We start from the raw sequence: 23,001 nt of genomic DNA, 5'->3' as shown, positions 1-23,001 counted from the left end.
AGTGAATTTTTATTGGATGGGCTTCTATCCTGTCAGCAACAGGCAAGATGCCTGTTCCACAAAGAGTTATTTTTTTTTGTGGGGTTATATCCTGTCAGCAACAGGCAAGATGCCTGTTCCACAAAGAGTTATTTTTTTTGGGATGGATCGACATTACCAACATAACTTTTTTGAAAAAAGGCGGCAAGTGCGGTATGATGTGATTTCGCGATCGGTTCTAGCGGGGAGCAGCCGTTAGAGGAAACGGGGAAAGTTCGGTGCAAGTCCGGCGCTGTCCCGCAACTGTAATGAAACCCTTGTGGTTTCTCAAGTCAGAATGCCCGCCGATATCTAACTCACTTTTGAACGCATCTGCGAGGTACGGATGATGGATGGAATTAACACGGCTGTACGCACAAAGCACAGTCTGTTTGTTTGCACTGCTTGCGCTAGTGTTTGGAAAAACGGCAAGCGCGAAGGCAAAAGCGGCGGTCAACAATTCATGGAAAATTTGTCGCAACTCGCTAAAGATTGGGAGTTTTATGATAAGTTTGAGATTCAAGAGGTTGAGTGCATGAGTGCTTGCAGTCACTCTTGTGCGGTGTCTTTTGCTGCTGTTGGAAAGTACACTTATCTGTTTGGTGATTTACCAGCAAATGAGTCGGAAAGCGTCGAGGCGGTACTCGAATGCGCGGGTCAATACTATGCTAAACCGGACGGTTTGTTGCCTTGGTCTGAGCGTCCTCAAGCTCTGAAAAAAGGTGTTTTAGCAAAGATTCCACCACTACCAAATTAGATAGCTTTGTAGTAAGGACTTTAGTTTTTTCCTTATCGTTCCTAGGCTTGGCCTGGTAACGCGTACCCAGAGGAGGAAGAGCCTCGTATTAAAAGCGCTCCTTTACTCCAGCGAGGCAGAGCCTCTAGATTAGCATTCCCAGGCAGAGCCTGGGAACGAGATATCCCACCACCAAATAAGCACAAAATTATCAATGCACAAAATTCCTGTTACTGTCATCACTGGTTTTCTCGGTAGCGGCAAAACTACCTTAATTCGCCACTTATTGCAAAATAATCAAGGTCGCCGCATTGCTGTTCTGGTTAACGAATTTGGCGAAATCGGTATTGACGGAGAATTGCTGCGCGATTGCCAAGTTTGCGACGAAGAAGAAAATGTGGGCAGCAATATTGTTGAACTAACAAATGGTTGTCTTTGCTGCACTGTTCAAGAGGAATTCTTGCCGACTATGCAGGAATTGTTGAAGCGCCGAGAACAAATTGATTGTATCTTAATTGAGACTTCGGGTCTCGCACTTCCTAAACCTTTAATTCAAGCTTTTCGCTGGCCGGAAATTCGCACCGGTGCTACAGTGGACGGTGTTGTTGCTGTTGTCGATTGCGAAGCTATTGCTAGCGGTTCTTTTGTCGGTGATATCGATGCTTTGATGGCACAGCGACAGGCTGATTCTAGTTTAGATCACGAAACTCCGATCGAGGAATTGTTTGAAGACCAGTTAGCCTGTGCCGATATGGTACTTTTAACGAAGGTCGATCGCGTAGATGCTGAAACTCACAAGAAAGTCCAAAGCTGGTTGCAACAAGAGTTGCGTCCGAGTGTGAAAATTGTGCCTTGCAAAGGTGGCGAAATTAACCCCGATGTGCTAATGGGATTTAATGCGGCGGTTGAGGATGATTTGGAGTCTCGTCCGAGTCACCACGACACTGAGGAGGAACACGAACATGATGATGATATTAACTCGACTTTCTTTATTGCCGATCGCGAATTTGAACCTGAAGCTTTGGTGAAAAAACTGCAATCCTTAATGCAGCAGGAGGAAATCTATCGGATTAAAGGGTTTGTGGCGGTTCCCAAGAAACCGATGAGGATGGTGTTGCAAGGTGTGGGTTCGCGGATAGAATATTTTTACGATCGCCCTTGGCAACCTTCCGAACTCCGGCAGACCAAATTAGTGCTGATCGGTCGAGAGTTAGAGCGCGATCGAATTGCAGCGATGATTAACAATTAATTGTCATCTGAGAGGGGCGGGTTGATCGATATTTTGAATTGCAGCAAATATTTTTGGTAAAACTCGCCCCTCCAAGCTCTCACGAACAATTTATTAACATTATTTAATATTGTGGTCACTGCCAGCAAGTCTGGTGTAAAATAGCGATAATGGTTATCATTGTACAATAATCGAGGTCAAGTATGGTGACTGCTGGGGCGATCGAATCAGTTCCTGTTACCGTTCTCACGGGCTATTTAGGTGCAGGCAAAACCACGCTACTCAACCGAATTTTAACAGAGGAACACGGCAAAAAAGTTGCAGTCATCGTCAACGAATTCGGCGAAGTAGGCATTGACAACCAACTGATAATTGATGCCGATGAAGAAATTTTCGAGATGAACAACGGCTGCATTTGCTGTACAGTCCGAGGTGATTTAATTCGGATTATCGGCAACTTAATGAAGCGGCGAGACAAATTCGACCACATAGTCATCGAAACCACAGGTTTAGCCGACCCCGCACCAGTAATTCAAACGTTTTTTGTAGACGAAGATATGCGGGATCAATTGCTGCTAGATGCAGTTGTCACCGTAGTCGATGCCAAGCACATCTGGCAGCACTGGGACGCAGACGAAGCTCAAGAACAAATTGCCTTCGCTGATGTAGTTTTATTAAACAAAACTGATTTAGTGACTGACGAAGAATTGGCAGAATTAGAAAAGCGAATTCGCGCCATGAATGCAATGGCTAAAATTCACCGCACCCGCAACGCAGAATTAGCAATGGATGCTTTATTGGGCGTTAAAGCATTTGATTTGAACCGGGCATTAGAAATCGAACCCGACTTTTTAGGCGAACACACTCACGAACACGACGAAACTGTTACCTCAGTAGCAATAGTAGAACCCGGTGCTATTGACCGCAACAAATTTAGCGATTGGATTGAGGAATTGTTGCGAACTCAAGGCCCGAATATCTTTCGGACAAAAGGCATTTTGAATATCGCCGGAGACAACCAGCGATTTGTTTTCCAAGGAGTACATATGGTGTTCGATGGCCGGCTGGATAGACCTTGGAAAGCTACCGAAATTCCGAAAAACGAGCTTGTGTTCATCGGTCGCAATTTAAACGAAAATCAATTGCGAGAGGATTTTCGGAAATGTCTGGTTTAACTGACATATTGAACCATTTTTAATAAGCCTTTTAGGAACAGGTAAGATGCCTGTTCCACAAGAATAAAATTCATTCCTTGTGGAACGGGCATCTTGCCCGTTCTTAAGAAGAGTGCAACATTTCAGCTTCAATAAATATGGGTAACAAAAAGACAAAGAAAAGTGAACAAACCCTGGAACTTCATGCCGAAGCCATGCTATCTGACTACGTAACTGCTGTTACTTGGTCGCCCGATGGCACAACTTTAGCAGTCTGTTCTGCTGCGGGCGAAGTGATGCTGGCGAAAGTAGGGGCAATTCATGAATTGTCCTTGCAAACCCTACAAACTGCCACGGGTAAATCAGCCGATTGCTTGTCTTTTTCCCGCGACAGTCAATTCCTAGCTGCTGGCGGACAAGATGGAAAAGTGCGAATTTGGCGCGTTAATTCTGGGGAATTAATTGCTGATTTGGATAACCACCGCGTCTGGGTTGATAAGTTAGCTTGGAGTCCCAACTGCAACCAGTTAGCTTTCAGTATGGGCCGCTACGTTCAAGTATGGAATGCTGAGGATAATGTTGTTGAAGTAACGCTGAATTTCGACTCATCATCTATCCTCGATTTAGCATGGCATCCGATGGTTCAATATCTGGCAGTTAGCGGCTATCAAGGCGTCAAAGTTTGGCATGGCGAAGACTGGGACGAAGACCCGGAAATTTTATCAGTACCCTCTGCAACCGGTGCAATTGCTTGGTCGCCACATGGGGAATATTTAGCTTGCGGCAATATGGACAATACTCTAATTGTTAATGAATGGGGCAATTTTGAACCGTGGGTAATGCAGGGTTTTCCCGGGAAAGTTCGAGAGTTAGCTTGGTCTGGTAAAACTAATTCTTTGGGTGCACCTTTGTTAGCTGCTTCGAGTTCTCAAGGCATTTCGGTCTGGGAAAGAGACGCTGATGAAAGAGTCGGTTGGGATTCTTGGGGGTTAGAGGTGCATGAAAATGTGGTAAATGCGATCGCCTTTCAACCTAGCACATTTTTATTAGCTTCCGCAGCCGCAGACGGTCAAGTTTGTTTGTGGTATGAAGCAGAACAATTGCTGCAAATTCTAGAAGGTGCAGAGGGCGGTTTTTCCTGTCTGGCATGGCATCCCGAAGGCCAGTTTCTCGCCGCTGGCGGTTGTGGAGGTGAATTGCTGGTTTGGTCACAATCTATGGGCAGCAAAGGGTTCGGGGGGTGGTAAGTTGGTAGTAGGGCGAGCGCACCAGTTTGACCAAAAGAGAAAAATTGAAAACTTGGTCTTGACAAAATGCTAGATTACAATACCATTTTAGTGGCTGCACTATCCTCAAAGGCGATCGACAATTATGACCCAACAGCAATTTCTCGAACAACTCAACACGATTCTCGACAAAAACCACCTGCTGAAACACCCGTTCTACCAAATGTGGAACGAAGGTAAACTCGACCTGGCAATGCTGCAAGAGTACGCCAAAGAATACTATCTGCAAGTCCACAACTTCCCCACCTATGTCAGCGCTACGCACGCCGCCTGTGACGACATCAAAATTCGTCAAATGCTCCTCGAAAACCTGATAGAAGAAGAGAGAGGCGCTGCTAATCACCCTGAACTGTGGCTGCGCTTTGCCGAAGGTTTGGGTTTAGACAGAAATGCAGTTATCGATCACGAACACTTAGAAAAAACCAGTGAATCCGTTCGCATTCTCAAAGACTTAGCGCGCAGCGAATCGCCCGTCACAGGTTTAGCCGCCCTTTACGCTTACGAAGCGCAAATCCCCGAAGTTTCTACAACCAAAATTGCTGGTTTGAAGGAATTTTACGGCATCGATTCAGAAGCTGCTTTGTCTTTCTTTAAAGTCCACGAAAAAGCCGACGAGTTCCACTCGCAAGCCACCTGCGAAGCGCTGTTAGAACTTTGCCAAACTGAAGAAGCAAAACAAGAAGCGCTGTTAGCTGCCGAGAAAGCAACTTTTGCTCTCAATTTACTGCTTGACGGCGTTTACGAAGCTTATTGTCAAGCTAAGTAAGTAAGCTGTACTGCATTTAAATTGCCTATTTGGGGTGTTGATCAAAGCCCACCCCACAAGAGTCTAATTATTTTTTTAGATGCAATTTAAATGCTGCTTAGCTTAAGCGTAAAAAACGCATAATTTGTAGGGCGGGTTTAGCCAGTGATTTTGGCGATCGCCAACAATCTCACAACAAAACCCGCCCCTCCTCACGAACCATCTCGGTACTCATTCTCCTCTCTTTCTTGTCAAAATCCCTTGGCTGGGACTGAACAGCAAAGCTACTAAAAATAACCCAAAAACCACTAATACAATTGCCGCACCAGATGGCATATTCAAATAATAGCTGAGATACATACCGCTCACGCTAGCTATAATCCCAATAACGGCTCCTAATCCCATCATTAAATGTAGCTCTTTTACCAACAAATACGCCGTTATTCCCGGCCCGATTAATAGCGAAATTACTAACAGCGCCCCCACGGTTTGCAAACTCGCAACAATCGTCAGCGTAATTGCCGAAATCATCCCCAAATAAATCCAGTTTACAGGCAAACCGCACGCTTGCGCCCCCAGGGGGTCAAAAGTATAGAATAGCAGTTCTTTGTAAAGGAGTTTAACCGCCACCAAAATTATCAACGTTATCACAAAAGTCTGCTGTACATCCGTCGGTGCAACTGATAAGATATTCCCAAACAAAAAACCGTCTAAATCTAATTTGGTGGTTCGCAATATGCTAATCAGCATGACGCTAATGGCTAAAAATGTAGATAAAATTAAGGCCATGACTGCATCAATTTTTAGGCGCGATTGCGATTGAATCCACGCCATAATCACGGCGCTGATAATTCCCGAGATAAAGGCGCCGATCGAAATATTGAAACCTAAAGAAAAAGCAACCGGCAATCCTGCTAATACTGAATGGGCAATCATGTCAACCATCATTCCCATTTGCTGTACAATTAAGTAGGAGCCGACAACGGCGCAGAGAATTCCTAGGAAAACGCCGACGGCGATCGCATTTCGCATGAACTCGAATTTGAGTGGCTCAATTAGCAAATTTAACATTGAATTAGGTCAATAATAGGGTTTTTTCAACCACAATCAACTGCACAGGGGGGACGCCCGTGCCACAATCAACTGCACAGGCGGGACGCCCGTGCCACAATCAATTTTAAAGATAAATCTTTTTTTGCTTACGCCGCAACTAAACTTAAATCGTATCCATAGGCTTTTTGAATATTGGCTGCGGTGAGAACTTCTCGGCAGGAACCAGTCGCAATTAACTGCTTGTTGAGCAACAATAAATTATCGTACTGTTTTAAAGTTTCGCCTAAATCGTGACTAATTACTAGCAATGTTTTATTTTGGGCTTTTAGTTCTGCAAAAATATCGAAAATAATTTCTTCTGTTGCTTTGTCGATCGCGTTAAAAGGCTCGTCGAAGAAGAATAAATCGGCTTGTTGGGCGATCGACCTTGCTAAGAAAATCCGCTGCTGCTGTCCGCCAGACAGTTCGCCAATTTGTCGATCGCGCAAATCCCACATTCCTACCCGCAGCAAAGCAGCTTTGACCAATTCTTGGGACTGCTTCGAGGGCGATCGAAACCAACCAGTCTGGACAGTTCGCGCCATCATCACCGCATTCCACACAGTAATCGGATAATCCCAGTCAATTTGCGATCGCTGCGGCACATAAGCCACCCGCGACAACTGTTCCTTCAGCAGTCGCCCCTGATATTTGACCAAACCCCGACAGGCCGGGATCAATCCCAGCATCGCTTTCACCATCGTGCTTTTCCCCGCGCCGTTGGGGCCGAACACACCTGTTAATTGTCCCGATTCTAAATGGAAATTCACGTTGTTGAGGGCCGTAATCCCTCGATAATTGACAGCTAAGTCTTGCACTTCTAGCATAATTAGAGATTTTGAGAACGATTCTTGTTCGTAGCTACTAGAATAGGATAACTCGAAAAAGCAATAACGATTATCGTTCCAAAGGTGAAAATGTTAAAGAACTGGGCTGGAAAAAGCGGCAGATTGTGCGGTGCGGCTGTTTTGGCAATTGGCTGCGGACTGGTTGGGTGCAGTGGAGGGCAGAACGCCAGCAATCGGACGCCAGAGAGTCCCGCTGCAACTCAAACTCAAGCCAGTCCCGCCGCCAACTTGCCCAAAGTCGTCGCCACGACTGGCGTTATCTGCGACATAACTAAAGAAATCGCTCAAAGTTCGATCGACACCACGTGTCTAATTAAGCCGGGAGATGACCCCCACACCTACCAAACCAAGCCCGAAGACCGCAAAGCGATTGAAACAGCAAATCTGATTTTATACGGAGGCTACAACCACGAACCCAGCATCATTAAGTTAATTCAATCCAGCAGTAATTCCGCACCCAAAATCGCCGTCCACGAACTCGCAGTTCCCAAACCGCTAATGGGCAAAGACGATCACGAACATGGTGAAGAGAAAGCGGAAAACCAATCCCATGCAGAAGGCGCAAAAGTCCCTGACCCTCACGTTTGGCATAACCCTCAAAATGGCATCCGTATGGTAGAAACAATTCGGGACGAATTGATCAAAGTTTCCCCCACCAATACTCAACTTTATACAAAAAATGCAGAAAGCTTAACAGATGAGTTGAAAAAAATAGATACTTGGATAAAAGCTCAGATTGCGACTATTCCAGCCCAAAAACGAAAGCTAGTAACAACTCACGATGCTCTGAGTTACTATGCCGATGCTTACGGTTTGGAGAATGCGGTCGCTTTGCAAGGTGTGACGACAGAGGAACAGCCCACAGCAGCAAGAATTGCCGAATTATCCTCAGAAATTAAGAGTACAGGAGTGCCGACAATTTTTGCCGAAACCACAACTAATCCGAAGTTGATGAAGACTGTAGCGAGGGAGGCAAATGTCAAAATTTCGGACAAAGAACTTTACAGCGACGAGTTGGGTGGCCCCGGCACTGGTGCTGATACATATCAGGGAATGCTAAAAACTAATACTTGCGCTATTACTTCTGGCCTCGGGGGTAATTGTACTCCCTTTGCCAAAGAAACTGCACCCAATCCCAAACCCTAGACTTTCTAAAGTCAGCCTAATACCAAGCACCTTACATTGGCTGGGTAAGAAGCAAAACGCAGCCCTCGCAATCGCAGGGGTTTTCGATTGCAAACGCTGCGTTTGCTGCGATGACTTTAAGGTGAATTTGGCTCCTCGGTACTGGGGGGTTTTTGGCCAATTCCCAATTGCTTTTTAGAGGATTTTAAGTCTTTCCAAAGCATCTTAATATCTTTATAGGCTTTCTCAGCGCTAATTTTCCCTCCTGTTTCCAGTGAGCAAATATAAGTTATTTTTTGAGCAAACTCCTGCAAGTTGGCATTAAACGCCAAGTTTTCTGGCGTGAAATCACCGTAGTAGCGATTGCGAGGATGTAAAAAATCTTCCCGCTCTTTCATTGCCCCCTCCTAATTAAACTTTTGGTATTCAACTTTTGGTTCGGTCTCTGCTGTTAATAGCACTATTTGTACTCAGTATCGCGGCGCTAACTTGCTTCTATTGTATGGCGTAAGTAGCAATTGTGCTTTTTCGCTCTGTATTTAGTCTATTAATGCAGTCTTAACCTTAAGTTAGCTTTATTTTAACTTTTCCTTAACCTAAAAGCAAAAAAATGGGAAATGCGCCCTTCGCATCTCCCTTTAGATATATTTGGCAGTTGGTGATTAACCTTTTCTGAAGCCGAATATTTATTTGTGGCACTCGCAGCCGGTGTGGCCGCAGCCTTGGCCGTTGGGGTGGCCGTCAGCGCAAGCACTGGAACAGTATTTTTTGCCGTCTTTTTCAATGGCTTCGCTGGGGCTGACAACGCACGAACATGAAGGACAGGCGCATTTTGTTTGGGTGGCGGTAGTCATTTTAGATTGTCCTCGTGGGTTTGTTTATCTATACTTATATATGAACATATATTCAGATATAAGTCAAGGGAATGTAAAAGTTTTGTTACAAAGGTTTGTCGATCGCACTAAAATGAAAATGAGAATTAAAACAAGCCTGGAAAAGATGTCACCCAACTCTGCTGTTAACGGAGCGATAAGTCAGCCTCACGAACAAAACGATACACCAACGTGCGATCCATCGCACTTAGTTGACTGTTGGCGGGCCGGGGACATCCAAACACAGGTTCTCAACACCGCAAAAGCCCAGCGGATGGCAGAGTTTTTCAGCCTTTTGGGAGATGCGAACCGTCTGCGGCTGCTGTCGGTTTTGGCAAAACAAGAACTGTGCGTGTGTGACTTGGCTGCGGCGTTGAGTATGAGCGAGTCAGCAGTATCGCATCAGTTGCGGGCATTGCGGGCGATGCGGTTGGTAAGTTACCGCAAGGTTGGGAGACAAGTTTTTTATAGTTTACTCGATCGCCACGTTTTTGAACTTTACCAAGCCGTCGCCGAACACTTAGACGAAGCCTAATATTATTCTCCTTGAATGGTGTGGCCTGTCACCACCACCGCCTGTTTAATTGATTCTTCAGAAGCTTGAGCCTCAACCGTAACAGTCTTAGCAGCTACATCGACATTGACAGAAGCATCGGAGTCAACTGTTTTGATGGCTTTGGTAATTGTATCACCGCAGCCAGAACAGACGATCGACGGAACTTTAAGTACCAGTGCCATAATAAAACCCAAATATTGTAGATGACAGTATTGATTGTGCTTTTATTTTAATCTAATTTCGCTTTCCAAACAAAAGTGCGCCAGAATAAATTCTGACGCTACAAGAAGTAACTTTTCCGGCGCAGGTTAATGACTGATGACTAATGACTGATGACTAATGACTTAGTATCTGGTATGCACCGCCCAACGGCGGCGGCTACAGGCCGCAAACTCGCAACTAAATCAACCATATCTGTCAAAGAAAGAGCTTGCCGCGCGTCAGAAACCGATTTTTCCGGTTGCGGGTGACACTCAATAATTAATCCGTCTGCACCGCAAGCAACCGCTGCTTTGGCTAGTGGTGCGACTAATTCTCGCTTGCCGACTGCGTGAGAAGGATCTACGATTACTGGCAAATGAGTTAACTGTTTCAGCGCTACGACTGCACCTAAATCTAATACATTCCGGGTGTAATTGTCGAAGCTGCGGATGCCTCTTTCGCAGAGAACTACATGAGGATTTCCGTGACTGAGAATGTATTCGGCGGCCATCATAAATTCTTCGATTGTGGCTGACAAGCCGCGTTTTAGCAAGACTGGTTTTCCGGCTTGACCGATCGCCTTTAGTAACTCGAAGTTTTGCATATTGCGACTGCCTAGTTGCAGCATATCAGCATAGGTGACAACTGGCTCAATTTGGGCGATCGACATTACCTCTGTCACGACGGGCAAACCGTAACGCCGGCTGACATCGGCTAAAATTTCGAGTCCCTCAATTCCCATGCCTTGGAAAGAATAGGGAGAAGTGCGGGGTTTGTAGACTCCGCCTCGCAAAGCTTGCACCGATGCGGCGGATAGTTGGCGGGCGACTGTTTCCATTTGTTGGGAACTTTCGACGGTACAGGGGCCGCCGATGATTAATAATTCTGTGCCGCCGACAGAGACTGTTTCTGAGAGTTTAACAATTGTTTGGTGTTCGGGATGAGATTTGGTTACGAGTTTGGCTTCTAACATGAGGGAATTTTCTGGGAATTTAAGTGGGTGGTTGACAATAAAAAACCCGGAACTTTTAAGAGTTCCGGGTTGGTGCGAAAAGACAGCGCGACAATTTACCCAGAACTATTGTTGGGCCAAAAATAAAAGCTGTAGTACCAGTTACTGAATAATGTCATTGCTGTTTTCGCTTGTAGTCGATTGGTTGTTGGGAAAAGAAGTAGAAAAAACAAAACCGCAGGTGTTAATCTGCGGTTCGCCCGGATGTTCACAGTGAATTGCAAATTCACTCCGGGCGAACTTGGCTGTACCAAAAATAAAAATAGCTGGTGGCTGTGAACATAGGTGAAGTGCTGCGATTTTTGGATTAAACACAATACTATTCGATAAGGTACCACAGACTGGTAGGAATGTCAAGCATTTTTTTGCAAAATGTATGGAAACGGCAATGGCGTTTAACTCGGCGCGGTTGTCGTTTTTTGGCTATGTCTGTTATCATATCGATATAGGGACAAGCCGATAAGTCCTTATATCGACAAAAGACCCTATCCGATCGCGCGCCTGTGTGTCAGGCTAGACACATAGACAAATCGATATAGCGATATGGAAACTTTGACGACAAGTAAAACTGTGTCCGTAAAAATCTATCTACCTGAAGAGACAAGAGCCAAGTTCAAAGCATCTTGCGCCATGCGTAGCCTCAGCATGAATGAGGTTCTGTTGGAGTACATCGAAACTTGGTTACAGGAAAACGAACCCGTTTTAGAGCCAAAGCCCCAGGGCGTCAAGACGATCGCCAAAACTGAGGAAACAGACTGTTGACCGATCGACTATATCGAATAAATGGCATCCTCGAACATACCGCGAGGGACAAATGCTGAGAGATTCAGACAACCCAGAGAAATCTTGGGAGGATTTAGAAGCCGAACTGCTTCCTCACCGTCCTTTTTATGCCCCTGGCGAGACTGAAATTGAAAAAGACCTTTATGCTAAGCGACGATGTGCTCAGCATAAAATGAAGGCTGAAAAACGCCCCGATATTGCAGGCCGTTCTTATTACTACTGCACGGAGACAAATAATGATGACTAACTCGAATTACCGACTGCTACCTGCCAGAGATGAGTATGTCCAAGTGTCTATCTATCTCAATCGGGTGCATTTGGACGGATATACGCCCGATCGCGCGATCGCACAATTGATCGAAATGGGTTATGCTCCTACTTTGCAATATCAGTGGAATCCAAAACGAAATGAGTTTGATTTATTTGCTTTGATTCACGATCGCCCGATCGCCGATTCACTGATGGATAAACAGGCTTGTGATGCTCTCTGGGCTGCTTTTAACGAATCTTCGCTTTACGTGATTGGTTGCGAGGCGGCGCAAAATTCTAACTGGCTAGCGGCACGCAGCTTTAATGATCGGCACCGTTACGCTACGCCGGAGGAAATCGAGCCTCTGGAAGCAAATGCTACGGCCGCTGCTTAATATTTTAGTCCTGAGCGCAACTGACACATTAAAAAAGGTACGTTGTTGCGCTTAAGCGCTTTTACAGCATTTTTTAGGTAAGTGAGGTACATAGCAAAGATAGAGGACACGGCAGTGCCGTTTCCCCACCCGGATTAATTGTAGGGCCACGGCACTGCCGTGTCCTGACTGTGGGTAATATTAATTCCAATGCTACCGGATTTGATGTTAGTCCCAGCCGAAGTCTCGATCGCACAATTCGGCTAGTCTTTGGTTGTGCGATAGAAAATATGCTTTCAATTGGTCGTATACTGTGTCGCTGATGGGCGGATATTCGCTGGAGTTGTGCTTGCCGTAGGTTTGTAGTTGGTGGGGGGGTAAGCCTAAAAATTCGAGGATGGTGTTGCAGATTTTTTCTGGGTTGCTATACAAGTCTTCGCTTTTGATGATTGAGATTTGTGATTTGGGAAAAAGTTTCATCCAGGCTGGGAGTTGATCGGCGTAAATGCCGCGGGTTAGATAGCTGTGGTGTTGGTGTTCGTAACTATAGTAGGTTGGGTTGGCTAGGAGTTTTTCTATTTCGCCTTTGAGTCTTTCGGGTTCGGCGGCGATCGCCTCTTCTAATGAGAGAGTTTCGTAGCCTATTTTGATATAGTAATAATAGTGGGAAATTGCGCGATCTACTGGGTTTCTCAGCAGGGCGATTATTTTAACTTTGGGACATAAATCATAAATTCGCTGGGGAACTTGGGGGTGACAGATGTAGTAGGGGCTGGCTTCTCCGGTTAGTAGGTTTTCGGCTGTTGGGGGCTGGGTAAATTGGGAACAGTACCACTCCCAGCTTTTATCGAAGTTCAAGTCGAAGTAATGGATTTCTTTTTGGGTGGCGGGGGCGATTTGGGGATGTTGGATTAGGTAATTGTACAGAGATGTTGTGCCGCCTTTTTGGGCACCGATGATTATGAAGTCGGGGGGTTTGGGAGTTTGTTTCATAGATGGTAGGTTTTATATTTTGCAGTTGTACTGACTGTTTGCGATTTGGCATTTGTACCGAGAGTCCGCCGGAGGTTAAAAACCCCGGGCGGGCTGGGGGGCTGTTTTGGGGCAACCACGGGGGGATTGCCCTACGGAAAACCATGATTTTGTAGGGTAGTGCCTCCGTACCTACCCTCCCCATCCACGATTTGCGCTGGTATTTCAGAGATTGGGGCAGCCACGGGGGGCTGCCCCTACAAGAGAATGAAACACCCCAGGGGCGGGCTGGGGGCAAAACGAAAATTCGATCGCACTTTGACCCATTACGGAAATTCGATCGCACTTTGACGCATCACGGAAATTTGATCGCTCAATTTAGATTTGAGTGCACCGATACGCCTAACCATAATTCAATTGCCCGATCTTGATTGTAGATTCCGGTGATTGAAACCGCTAGCAACGCCAGCACACAAACAAACCTCGCAACGGCTGGGCAATACGTGGGATAAGATCGCGATCACTATTTTTGGGTGATCAAATTCACTCTTGCTCAGGCCACTGACATTTTAATTTAACTAGATTAGAGTGGAGTTAGGGAGTTCTAATCCGTGCAGGGCAAATCTTTCGCTGAAAAATATATTATCGGCGGCGATTTTGGTTGTGGATTTGTGGGTTTTATTTTTCAGCCAAGGTACAGATTTAAATTTGTGCAAGAGGCTGATATGCAAGTTGCAAAAAATGGGAACAATAAAGATGGGATTGTACTGTCGAGCAGTAACTACCAGCAATACCATCTCTGAAATTATTCAGGAAGGCGTCAATGTTTAAGAGCAAATTATCCAAAGTTATCGTATCCCTGCTGCGGCGGATTGCTGGTGTTACCAGATCCGGGGCCAAGCGGCTGATGAGAGCAATGCTGCAAGCGCTGATGGCTATGGGCCGCAGGGCAAGACTACCGATGGCGGGGTTTGTGCTGCCAACGGTGACGATGGTGTTGCTGGTAGTGATTTTGTTGACTGTGGCGATTACGCTACGATCGTTCGATCGGGCGAATACGGCGCGTAACGTGCGCGTGAACCAGCAGGTGCTGGCGGCCGCGACTCCCGCGCTTGATCGGGCGAAAGCGAAAATTCAGTATGCCTTATCCCCTCAAGGAAGCGGAACACTTGATACACCATCAGAGTTGAGCGTTTACCAAGCGATGGATTCAGATCGCTTTAAATTTGGAGATGAGGAGGTTCTACAGATTAAGTTTGATCTTGATAATTCAAATGTAATTAATCCTCCCCCTGCCGATCTAACTAAAATTAATGAAAGCGAGAGGATAAATACCGCTTGGAGGTTCCCTGTAGATACTGACAACAATGGGAAATTTGATACCTACACTCTATACGGGATATATTTTCGCAGCCCACCTCGCGATCTGAACACAGGAGAGTTTAATAGAGCTAGAAAGGGTATAGAAGCCAGAACCCCTCCGATGTCGGTATCCCAAGGTTCTACGAACGCGATATGCAAGGCCGCAGCAGGTACTAGCGCTAGTTTGGTAGGCAGTTCGGACTGGTACAAAGCAGAGGGCGTACTCAAAAAAAGCTTTTTTGTCTACACAGTAAACGTGCCGATAACTAATATTACGGGAGTTGCTACACCAGCCAACTACGAAACATTTAAAGGAACTCAAAGTTTCTCAGCTTTGGAGTACCAACAAGACCAAAAACGCATTCCCCTACAAAATAATGCGGTGGTTTATGAAGATGATTTAGAAGTATCTCCCGGTCCGGCGCTGCGTCTGAACGGACGGATATTTACTAACAGTAATTTTATGGTCACCAACACGAATACAGGCCCGGTGGCGTTCTATCTCGTTAGCAGTAAAGAATCTTGTTTCTACGACCTAGAAAATAGCAAAATAGTCGTTAGTGGTAATGTGGTTAACGGCTGGTCGGGAAGTAATGGCAACACTGGCAAAGACATAGCCGTTCATCTATTTGGGAAAGAGGCTACCGATCCAGTCATCACAAAAGCAATCAAAGGTGGCACCGACCAATCTGTAGCCTACAAAGATGGTGCTTTGGGGGTGATGTACAATAACAAGGCTTATTCTGATCGCATCGGTCTGTTAGTTTCCGAACAGGAAAAAAATGCTGCTACTTCCGATCCCCAGGAAGTTAGAAATGCCATTGCCACACAAGTTCAAGAAGAAACTGACCCCACTCCTCCCAGCGCCGAACGTCAAAAAGAGATTCGCGAACAAAAGCTGGAATCTTACTTTAGATTGCGGACGCGGAAAGTGCCCTTTGCAGAAGTGCCAGCCGCGGGAGACGCATTGGCTGGCTTTGTTAACCCTACAACAAAAGTGGTGACTACATCTCCCTTCGGCGGTACAGGGGATGAACTGCGACCGGTGGATGCCTGGGTTATGCCTTTGGACACCAACACTAAACTCGATACAACAAGTGTCAGGCTGCAAGCCAATAGCCCCGAAAAGGTAGAAAAAGATAATAAAGAATCCGAGTTAGGCGATCGCATAGTCGTAGGGAACAATCTACCAGCACTGAGATGGAGAAGCGATTTGAACCCTCCCAAATTTGTGGGTGAAGGTGAGGAAGGAAGAGACACATTAACAGGAGTTAATTGGCTGGATGGGGGCCAACGCTACCGCGCACCCCAAGTGAAGCAGTTCGCTGATGTAGGGGGAGCAGAGAGGGACGGCTTCTGGGAAAAGAGTGCGGCCCAAGCACCTAAAACAGCAGTTGATGCCATTGGCGGATTGCGGGTAATTACGGGTGCTGGCGTTTACGAGCGCACCAACTCTTTTCTGCCACCTCCTCAAGTCTTAAACCCGGTTGGTGGTGGTGTATCGAAGTTTTACGACGATCCAGCAACTACTGCTGTAGAAAAGTTCCCCGTTGTTTGGCCCGACTCCATGCCGATGTCACCGGGCCCGAATTCTAAAGTTTATAACAATAATCCTGCTGGTACTATTGGCTGGACTGATTTGACGGCTGCTATTTGGAACGCTTTGCCCACCAACGGAACTCCACCAGGAGGAGCAGCCAGTACCATTGACCCCAATACTCCTCAGTATGCTAAGGGCGACTTGCGGATGCGCGCCACTGCGATCTATCACTACGCAGACAACACAAGCGATCAAGCTGCTAAATTAGCTGATACCCCGCTGGCTTGTGTTAGCAGCTATTACGATCCCAGCTACCGCTACAGCAAAGGTGGAACTTTATTTGATTCCAGTCTCAACCGTCCAGGTTTGGCATTGGGAAGCAACGCAAATGGTAAATCCAACAACGGCATCGTCTACGGCCCTCCTGCCGCCAGACCGACCGGTGCAACTCTGACAACAGCTCTCCTGACTGATCCATCAACTCTCACTTCAGTAGGAACAACAGAGAATCGCTTGAATTATCAAGCCAGTCTCGTCTTCCCCGACGGTAGGTTTGTCAACGAGAACTTAAGGAAGGCTTTGCAGAAGGCTGACGCGGAACGCAGCTTGTCGGAAAAAGCTGCGATCGACTCTACTCTTTGCTCTTTTAAAATCTTGGCAGCCCCGACTGCGGTTGATATCACCTATCTGGATCACGGGACAATTCGGGAAGTTGCTTTTCTCAATCCTAGGGAAGTTAAGGCGATCGACAAGGACGACCCAGCTACTGCAGTGGACGAGACTTATAGCCTTAGCAGTCCCTTAAGTTCTTCCACTGGTAGCGGCTTGATGGCTCCCGCTCAGAGCGCGAAGCTAACCGGACAATACGACCTTGCCCTAGCAGAAAGACAACCCCTAGAAATCCGGGTCACGCAATTAGATATCGATAAGCTCAGGAACAAAAATTCGATAACCTACAAGCGAACACCCGTTATCAACACCCTTAACCCAGAGTATATGCTGCCTTACAGCGGTCTAATTTACGCCAGCCGTGATGATGCAGCACCCGATCAGAGCGATCGTACTCCGAATAGTCTTGGCAATGCCATAGATACAACCCGCAGCCAGCTAAGCAGCTCCACGGATTCTAGGCTAGACCCCAGCCGCCGCCCCCACGGAATTATGCTGATTAACGGATCTAGCTTGGGTCGCCCGACAACTGTAACCACGGTGGCAGACGTACTCAAAGAGAAGGGTCTGCTGTTAACTTCTAACCTGCCGGTGTACATCCAAGGTGAATTTAACAAGCATACAAAGAGGGAATTTACAGGGACTTTTAGTTGGACTCCCAGCGATTTCTACGGCCGCCTCGGTGCCAACCTAGATCCCAATTTTGCTTGTCGCCTCGGTGATCCCCGATACCCTGGCAAATGCGCTGGCAGCGATAATTGGCGAGCGGCAACAGTGCTCTCGGATGCGATTACCCTACTCTCTGAGCCAGTGTCAGGTAATTTACAGGATGGCTTCCGGTACGGTTTCCGCAATCACGGAGATTTTGACCTGAGAAATAATGCAGGTACCTCGATCGTGGGCTATGACTTCGATGGAAATGGCAGTCTAGGTACTAATACAGTTAGTGAGGTTACGTTCGACTTTGACCTCAATGGCAATGGGAATAAGACCGATCCCACTGTTAAAGAAACCGATGTAACGGCTAAAGCCGCTCGCAGAATTAACGGTTTCGGTGCTAACAACTACGTCACTAACGGTTTGAGTAGCGGTGCTGCTTTTGACATTACCAACCAAGAAAAGTTCGGGCAAAGTGTGGGGACTAGCGTTACACCAACAGACACAAACTACAGGACTACCACTACAGGTACTGCTCCCAACAGTTCATACTTCAACAATTTCGTTACGCCAGTTCAGCGACGGGCTAATTTTCCAGAATATGTAATGGAAATCTGCCGGAAGTTGCCTGTTTCAGCTTGCGGGGCTAATGACTGGGTAGTTGGTATTGATGCTGGTACTGTTGGGGAATTTAATGGTGAAATAGAACCGGCAAGCGCTGTCCCAGCAAATACAGATCTCGCTAAAGTTTTATCAGGTACAACTGCTACACCAGCTCTAGATCCAGCCGATCGCAGATATCCCCGTCGCGTAGCTTTTTTGCGTAACAGCTCAGGTGCTAACCAAAATAAGCTGGTACTGGATGGCACTATCCCTGTGGCACTGGGAATTAATAGTAGCAACCAGGTAGCTCACTACGGCGCAGGAAATACCGTCAATGTAACCATATCTAGTGGTTCGCTTAGTGTAACCACAGTCGCTGGTCAGCCTCAGCCCAAAGACAACGCTCTTTGGTATGCGACAACCACCACTCCAGCCACTCCAACGGGAGGAATGGACTATGGCAATGATAAACCTCTGTTTTACGCCAAATTACCAACAGGTACTGGCGGAGTTGCTAATACAGTGGAGCAGCCACAGCTAAGACCTACTTTGCAGATTCAGGCGACGAATATTGTTCCCAATGCTGCCCTAAACACAGCCCAAAACGCCAACGACGTAACGCGATGGATACAAAAAGGACGAACTACCGAGTTTAACCTCATCGTCGCCTCAAATGACGTTCCTTCTCGGGCTATCTCTTCCACCCTGGGCGATAGCAATGGTGGTATGCAAAACTTACCCCGCTTTATAGAAAATTGGAAAAACCTAACTCACTCGATCGCAGGTTCGTTTATCCAATTTAAGCGGAGTTCTTACGCAACTGCTCCCTACCTATCTGTTATTAACGATGCTAGTGCTCCATTTAAGGCCAAGCTATTCGACTACGACACAAGCTACCCATCTACCCCTTACAAAATCGAAACCGGAGGTGGTACGATCGGCTATTTCGTACCACCCACGAGAGAATGGGGATTTGATGTCGGTTTGCTTTCACAGCCGCCTGATTTGTTCGCCCAAAAATTCACTCTCCCTGCTTCTCAGAAAAAACCTGACGAATACTTCAGAGAAATCAGCCGGGATGATGATTGGGTGAAATCTTTACTGTGCGCTGAAAAATTGCAAAATAATCGCACTCTCTCTGGTAACTATGCTGCCAATGACAGCGCTACAAAACCAAGAACAGACTGTCCTAACCTTTCCTGACCTTTAAACGCTCAGCTTCCTGAGTTCCAAATGCGGAGTGCTTACTATGATCAAACGCCAACATCCACAAAGTTTACATAAGTCTCCCGAAGCCGGCTACACGATTATCGAGTCATTGGTAGCGATGATTGTAGTGTCGGTGCTGATGATTGCGATCGCCCCTGTGATGGCTTTCTCAGTAGCAACTCGCGTCCAAGCCAAACGGATAGAACTGGCCACTCAAGCAGCCAAAACCTATATTGAGGGGCTCAGGTCTGAGGCACTCAAACCAGGCGCTAACGGGTTTCCTGCTCAGTACACAACCAGCAATAAATTAGAGGACACCCCCGCCCCAACCGACATCAACGCTCTTTACTGCATAGACATAGACAAAAAAGATGTAACTCAAAAATGTGAGTCTGACAGCAATCAAGACCTTGTAGTTCAGGGCTACTACTATAACAACTTACCTGCTGCTACAAATCCGGCAAAAACAGGCTACAGCTTAATTGTTCGGGTTTACAGGGCTAATTCTTTTGCTAGTGGCGTCGGAACACTAAAAACTCAGAAGGATTTACAAGCACAGCAAGGAATTACTAGCTCAGGGCTGGGAAATCTGCGAGCGCCTTTGGTAGAAATGAGAACAGAAATAGGTGCTACCGATCGACAAGGTGCTTACAACAGTTTCTGTACTCGCATCAATGGCGCCACAGGCTGTCAGTAATCATCAAAGTCCGCGTTATTAAATTTAAAATCGCTCCCCCCATTTGGCAGAGGAAACAGTCAAAATGAAAACTTTACTCAGGTTGCTTCTCAAAAGTCAGCACCAGCGAAACCGCTCAGGGCCAGCTCAAACAGAAAAGGGCATGACTCTGGTCGAGCTCTTAGTGGGAGCAATTATGGCATTTTTAATCATTACGCCGATGCTCAGTTTTGTAGTCGATATGCTGAATACCGACAGGAGGGAACAAGTCAAGTCAAATACCGAGCAAGACCTTCAGGCAGCCGTTGATTTCATCTCCGAAGATTTGAGTCAAGCTATTTATATTTACGATCAGGCGGGAATCACTGCTATCACTGCTGCTAAACTTCCTCCTCCTCCTGCAAATACCACAGGTACTCCAATTTTAGTATTCTGGAAGCGACAGCTAATGAAAAATTCTCTGCCTATCAATACCACTGTTAGTACAAAAAAACCAAGCGAGTGCCAAAATAAACCAACCGACTGCAATGACACTTATGTACTATCATTAGTTGCCTACTACCAGATTAAAGATAGTACACCTAACTCTACTTGGTGCCAGCCTTCAGGAGGCACTTGTCCTAACCGTATAGCCCGCTATGAAATTAGAGAGCCAATTAGAAATCCCTACACAATAGATGCCACAAAACCTTATTACGATGCGGCAGATTTAAGTGATAGTCAAAAAGGCAGTGATGCCTTTAATAAAGACTTTGACTTTAGTAAGCCCACAGTAAATGTGACGATGGGAGCCAATTTTCCTGATCCTCAAATATTGGTTAATTACATCGACCACAGTAGCACTCAGGTTCCAATACCAACCGGAAGTCAGTGTCAATCTCTTCTTGGCGTAACACCACCATCACCACCAGCAACATTCAATGCAAACGATTTACTAATAACAGACGGCTCAACCCACAGCTTTTACAGTTGTGTTGATACATCTAGAAACATAGCCAGAGTTACGATCAGAGGAAACAGCCTGCGTCGCCTTCAAGCCGATGCTGATTATGATGCCAATAAATTGGCATATTTCCCAACAGCAACTGTGCAAGTACAAGGTTTAGGTGGGTTAGGAAAATAACTGATTTCTGAAACACATTTCTAAATCGCCGCCCGTCCATAAACAATAGGATAATACCATGAAAACCTCACCAATATTATTAAAACTTTTGCAGAACTCGGCTGCCAAGCCCAGCCCTAATTTCAACAAAACATCATCCCGAAAGGGCGATGGAGGATTCACCCTTCTAGAAGTGCTGGTGATAGCGTTGATTGTAGGTATATTAAGTTCGATCGCCGCTCCAAGCTGGCTTGCATTCATCAACAGACAAAGAGTTCGCACTGTGAACGATCGAGTTTTCCAATCATTACGACTTGCACAAAGCGAAGCAAAGCGAACTAAGAGTCCTGTCACAGTTACATTCAATTACGATCCTAATGCTACTCCGCCTGTTGACCCGCCAACAGTCACGTTTAACCCCCCACTAGCTACGGGAGGTAGTACGCAGACGTTAAATGGTGGAGGCGAAATTAAACCGGGTACTATTAAACTTGTCTCTAACGCAACCTCAATCACTTTTGACTACCTGGGAAATGCGAAGGATGAACTTCCCTTAGATACATCAGTAACTCCAAATATTCGTCGATTTGTTGCCACAGTTTCTCCTGTTAACGGTGGTGGTAAGCAGTGTGCGATCGTGGAAACTATCATAGGAGGAATGAGAACTGCTGAAGGAAATGATCCAGCAAATGGTGGGTGTCCATGATAGCTTTAAATACATTTTTTAATCTTAATCTATAACAGCAATTCCGCGTAAATGCAGAATTGCTCAAATCTATTGACTTAAATTATTTATATTTAAAATCATATTAAAACAGTCAAAAAATGCAGCTAGAACTAAAACAAATAATCATCCAGCCAGGAAATCAAATATTACTCAAAGACATAACCTGGTCGATGTTTGAAACCCTACTAGCAGAATTGGGAGAAAGTCGCGCATCCCGACTTTCATACAGCAAAGGAACATTAGAAATCATGGTTCCCCTACCCGAACACGAAATTGGTAAAGTCCTGATTGGTAACTTAGTCGAAGCACTACTCGAAGAACTTGGTATTGAATTTTGGTCTATGGGTTCCACCACCTTCAAGAATAAAAAAATGGCTCAAGGAGTAGAACCAGATACCTGTTTCTACATCCAAAACGAAGCCGCAGTCAGAGGCAAAAACCGCATCGACTTAGAAACAGATCCACCTCCCGATTTAGCCATAGAAATCGACCTCACCTCCCGCACTCAGTTCAACAACTACGAAGCATTAGGAGTTCCCGAATTGTGGCGCTACAACGGCCACAACCTGCAAATGGGCGTATTGCAAAATGGAAAATACATACAGTCCGATCGCAGTCTCCAGTTTCCCAACTTCCCCATCACCGAACTCATCCCCCAGTATTTAGAACAAAGCAAAACAGCCGGCAGAAACGTCGCCATGAAAGCCTTTCGATCTTGGGTAAAAGCACAAATTTAGCGGAGCGATCACAAAATTCCTGTAGGGAAACCGCACAACCGTTTCCTTACCCGCTTTTTGAAATTGCTGAGGATGAAGACCAACACCCACAAATAAAGGTTAAATTTTAGATGTAGTTGCGCTCGATTCGCTCTTAATCTTAGAAAAGAGCGAATCAAACGCAACTACATACCTTCGGGCGATTTATGTGATCGGGCGATTTATGCGATCGGGCGATCGGCAAAACTGCTGTAGGGAAACCGCACAACCGTTTCCTGATATCAAATCCGTTAGCATCGGAATAGTAAATTCGAGTTCACTGTTGAGTGTTGACTGTTCACTCTCAACAGTCAACACTCAACAGTCAACATCATAAGGAGTGTAACGGGAAATGATATGACTACCCTTTCCTTACCCGCCTTTTAAAATTTGCATAAATTTTCAGTAAATACCGATCTATACACTCCCCAAACCCAAAGTTAAAATATA

The 23,001-nt window shown here is 46.0% G+C and carries 23 protein-coding genes and 1 riboswitch; of the genes, 16 read left to right on the top strand and 7 right to left on the bottom strand.

The window, feature by feature from the left end; genetic code table 11:
• Nucleotides 1–195 precede the first annotated feature (195 nt).
• Nucleotides 196–342: riboswitch (cobalamin riboswitch) on the top strand.
• Between the two features lie 22 nt (nt 343–364).
• The 5 genes from QUA04_RS01740 (at nt 365) to QUA04_RS01720 (ending at nt 5,188) form a co-directional block, all read left to right on the top strand.
• Nucleotides 365–775: a DUF1636 domain-containing protein gene (locus QUA04_RS01740; RefSeq protein ID WP_333253194.1), complete on the top strand. Its 411-nt coding sequence runs from the start codon at nt 365–367 to the stop codon at nt 773–775.
• Nucleotides 776–968: 193 nt separating this feature from the next.
• On the top strand, nt 969–2,003 hold the full coding sequence (gene cobW, locus QUA04_RS01735) for a cobalamin biosynthesis protein CobW (protein WP_333253190.1): 1,035 nt from the start codon (nt 969–971) through the stop codon (nt 2,001–2,003).
• A 182-nt stretch (nt 2,004–2,185) separates the two neighbouring features.
• Entirely contained in the window at nt 2,186–3,157 is a 972-nt protein-coding gene (locus QUA04_RS01730; protein ID WP_333253188.1) for a GTP-binding protein, read from the top strand.
• 137 nt (nt 3,158–3,294) lie between these two features.
• Nucleotides 3,295–4,383, top strand: coding sequence for a WD40 repeat domain-containing protein (locus QUA04_RS01725; protein WP_333253186.1), 1,089 nt, complete (start codon nt 3,295–3,297; stop codon nt 4,381–4,383).
• Between the two features lie 124 nt (nt 4,384–4,507).
• Nucleotides 4,508–5,188, top strand: coding sequence for a CADD family putative folate metabolism protein (locus QUA04_RS01720; RefSeq protein ID WP_333253184.1), 681 nt, complete (start codon nt 4,508–4,510; stop codon nt 5,186–5,188).
• Between the two features lie 210 nt (nt 5,189–5,398).
• Here QUA04_RS01720 and QUA04_RS01715 read toward each other — a convergent pair whose 3' ends face one another.
• Together QUA04_RS01715 and QUA04_RS01710 are read right to left on the bottom strand one after the other, a co-directional pair.
• Nucleotides 5,399–6,238: a metal ABC transporter permease gene (locus tag QUA04_RS01715; protein ID WP_333253182.1), complete on the bottom strand. Its 840-nt coding sequence runs from the start codon at nt 6,236–6,238 to the stop codon at nt 5,399–5,401.
• 128 nt (nt 6,239–6,366) lie between these two features.
• Complete coding sequence (locus tag QUA04_RS01710; protein ID WP_333253180.1) at nt 6,367–7,086, bottom strand: metal ABC transporter ATP-binding protein; 720 nt, start codon at nt 7,084–7,086, stop codon at nt 6,367–6,369.
• A 90-nt stretch (nt 7,087–7,176) separates the two neighbouring features.
• Between QUA04_RS01710 and QUA04_RS01705 the strand changes: the two genes are divergently transcribed.
• On the top strand, nt 7,177–8,253 hold the full coding sequence (locus QUA04_RS01705) for a metal ABC transporter solute-binding protein, Zn/Mn family (RefSeq protein WP_333253178.1): 1,077 nt from the start codon (nt 7,177–7,179) through the stop codon (nt 8,251–8,253).
• Between the two features lie 116 nt (nt 8,254–8,369).
• On the opposite strand, the gene QUA04_RS01700 is transcribed toward QUA04_RS01705, so the two are convergent.
• Nucleotides 8,370–8,630: a DUF7219 family protein gene (locus QUA04_RS01700; RefSeq protein WP_333037090.1), complete on the bottom strand. Its 261-nt coding sequence runs from the start codon at nt 8,628–8,630 to the stop codon at nt 8,370–8,372.
• A gap of 288 nt (nt 8,631–8,918) precedes the next feature.
• Nucleotides 8,919–9,086 carry a metallothionein gene (locus QUA04_RS01695; protein ID WP_333253176.1) on the bottom strand — a complete coding sequence of 56 codons (168 nt, stop codon included), beginning with the start codon at nt 9,084–9,086 and terminating at the stop codon, nt 8,919–8,921.
• A gap of 145 nt (nt 9,087–9,231) precedes the next feature.
• Here QUA04_RS01695 and QUA04_RS01690 point away from each other — a divergent pair, with 145 nt between their 5' ends.
• Nucleotides 9,232–9,639, top strand: coding sequence for a metalloregulator ArsR/SmtB family transcription factor (locus QUA04_RS01690; RefSeq protein ID WP_333253174.1), 408 nt, complete (start codon nt 9,232–9,234; stop codon nt 9,637–9,639).
• Between the two features lie 2 nt (nt 9,640–9,641).
• On the opposite strand, the gene QUA04_RS01685 is transcribed toward QUA04_RS01690, so the two are convergent.
• Complete coding sequence (locus QUA04_RS01685; RefSeq protein ID WP_333167626.1) at nt 9,642–9,842, bottom strand: heavy-metal-associated domain-containing protein; 201 nt, start codon at nt 9,840–9,842, stop codon at nt 9,642–9,644.
• Between the two features lie 140 nt (nt 9,843–9,982).
• Entirely contained in the window at nt 9,983–10,834 is an 852-nt protein-coding gene (gene aroF / locus QUA04_RS01680; protein WP_333253172.1) for a 3-deoxy-7-phosphoheptulonate synthase, read from the bottom strand.
• Nucleotides 10,835–11,416: 582 nt separating this feature from the next.
• Between aroF and QUA04_RS01675 the strand changes: the two genes are divergently transcribed.
• The 3 genes from QUA04_RS01675 to QUA04_RS01665 are packed head-to-tail and all read left to right on the top strand — an operon-like array spanning nt 11,417 to nt 12,300.
• Complete coding sequence (locus tag QUA04_RS01675; protein ID WP_333253169.1) at nt 11,417–11,635, top strand: plasmid partition protein ParG; 219 nt, start codon at nt 11,417–11,419, stop codon at nt 11,633–11,635.
• A 52-nt stretch (nt 11,636–11,687) separates the two neighbouring features.
• Complete coding sequence (locus QUA04_RS01670) at nt 11,688–11,903, top strand: hypothetical protein (RefSeq protein WP_190739384.1); 216 nt, start codon at nt 11,688–11,690, stop codon at nt 11,901–11,903.
• Nucleotides 11,893–12,300, top strand: a complete 408-nt coding sequence (locus tag QUA04_RS01665; RefSeq protein ID WP_333253167.1) for a hypothetical protein — start codon at nt 11,893–11,895, stop codon at nt 12,298–12,300. Before QUA04_RS01670 ends, QUA04_RS01665 begins: the two co-directional genes overlap by 11 nt.
• Nucleotides 12,301–12,507: 207 nt before the next feature.
• Here QUA04_RS01665 and QUA04_RS01660 read toward each other — a convergent pair whose 3' ends face one another.
• A complete protein-coding gene (locus tag QUA04_RS01660) occupies nt 12,508–13,272 on the bottom strand; it encodes a sulfotransferase domain-containing protein (protein ID WP_333253165.1) in 765 nt (254 codons plus the stop codon).
• Nucleotides 13,273–13,862: 590 nt separating this feature from the next.
• On the opposite strand from QUA04_RS01660, the gene QUA04_RS01655 reads away from it, so the two are divergent.
• From QUA04_RS01655 to QUA04_RS01630, 6 genes are all read left to right on the top strand, one after another.
• Entirely contained in the window at nt 13,863–14,054 is a 192-nt protein-coding gene (locus QUA04_RS01655; protein WP_333253163.1) for a hypothetical protein, read from the top strand.
• A gap of 20 nt (nt 14,055–14,074) precedes the next feature.
• Nucleotides 14,075–19,285, top strand: coding sequence for a hormogonium polysaccharide biosynthesis protein HpsA (hpsA, locus tag QUA04_RS01650; RefSeq protein WP_333253161.1), 5,211 nt, complete (start codon nt 14,075–14,077; stop codon nt 19,283–19,285).
• 46 nt (nt 19,286–19,331) lie between these two features.
• Nucleotides 19,332–19,988, top strand: coding sequence for a hormogonium polysaccharide secretion pseudopilin HpsB (gene hpsB, locus QUA04_RS01645; protein WP_333253160.1), 657 nt, complete (start codon nt 19,332–19,334; stop codon nt 19,986–19,988).
• A gap of 64 nt (nt 19,989–20,052) precedes the next feature.
• Nucleotides 20,053–21,090, top strand: a complete 1,038-nt coding sequence (gene hpsC, locus QUA04_RS01640; RefSeq protein ID WP_333253158.1) for a hormogonium polysaccharide secretion pseudopilin HpsC — start codon at nt 20,053–20,055, stop codon at nt 21,088–21,090.
• A 58-nt stretch (nt 21,091–21,148) separates the two neighbouring features.
• Nucleotides 21,149–21,775, top strand: coding sequence for a prepilin-type N-terminal cleavage/methylation domain-containing protein (locus QUA04_RS01635; RefSeq protein WP_333253154.1), 627 nt, complete (start codon nt 21,149–21,151; stop codon nt 21,773–21,775).
• Nucleotides 21,776–21,894: 119 nt separating this feature from the next.
• Nucleotides 21,895–22,533, top strand: coding sequence for a Uma2 family endonuclease (locus tag QUA04_RS01630; protein ID WP_333253152.1), 639 nt, complete (start codon nt 21,895–21,897; stop codon nt 22,531–22,533).
• The last annotated feature ends 468 nt before the right edge of the window (nt 22,534–23,001 follow it).

This window comes from Microcoleus sp. S13_C5, from assembly GCF_036700845.1.
GTDB lineage: Bacteria > Cyanobacteriota > Cyanobacteriia > Cyanobacteriales > Microcoleaceae > Microcoleus.
Note: the sequence above shows the minus strand (reverse complement) of the source record. Positions and strands in the feature narration are given on the sequence as shown.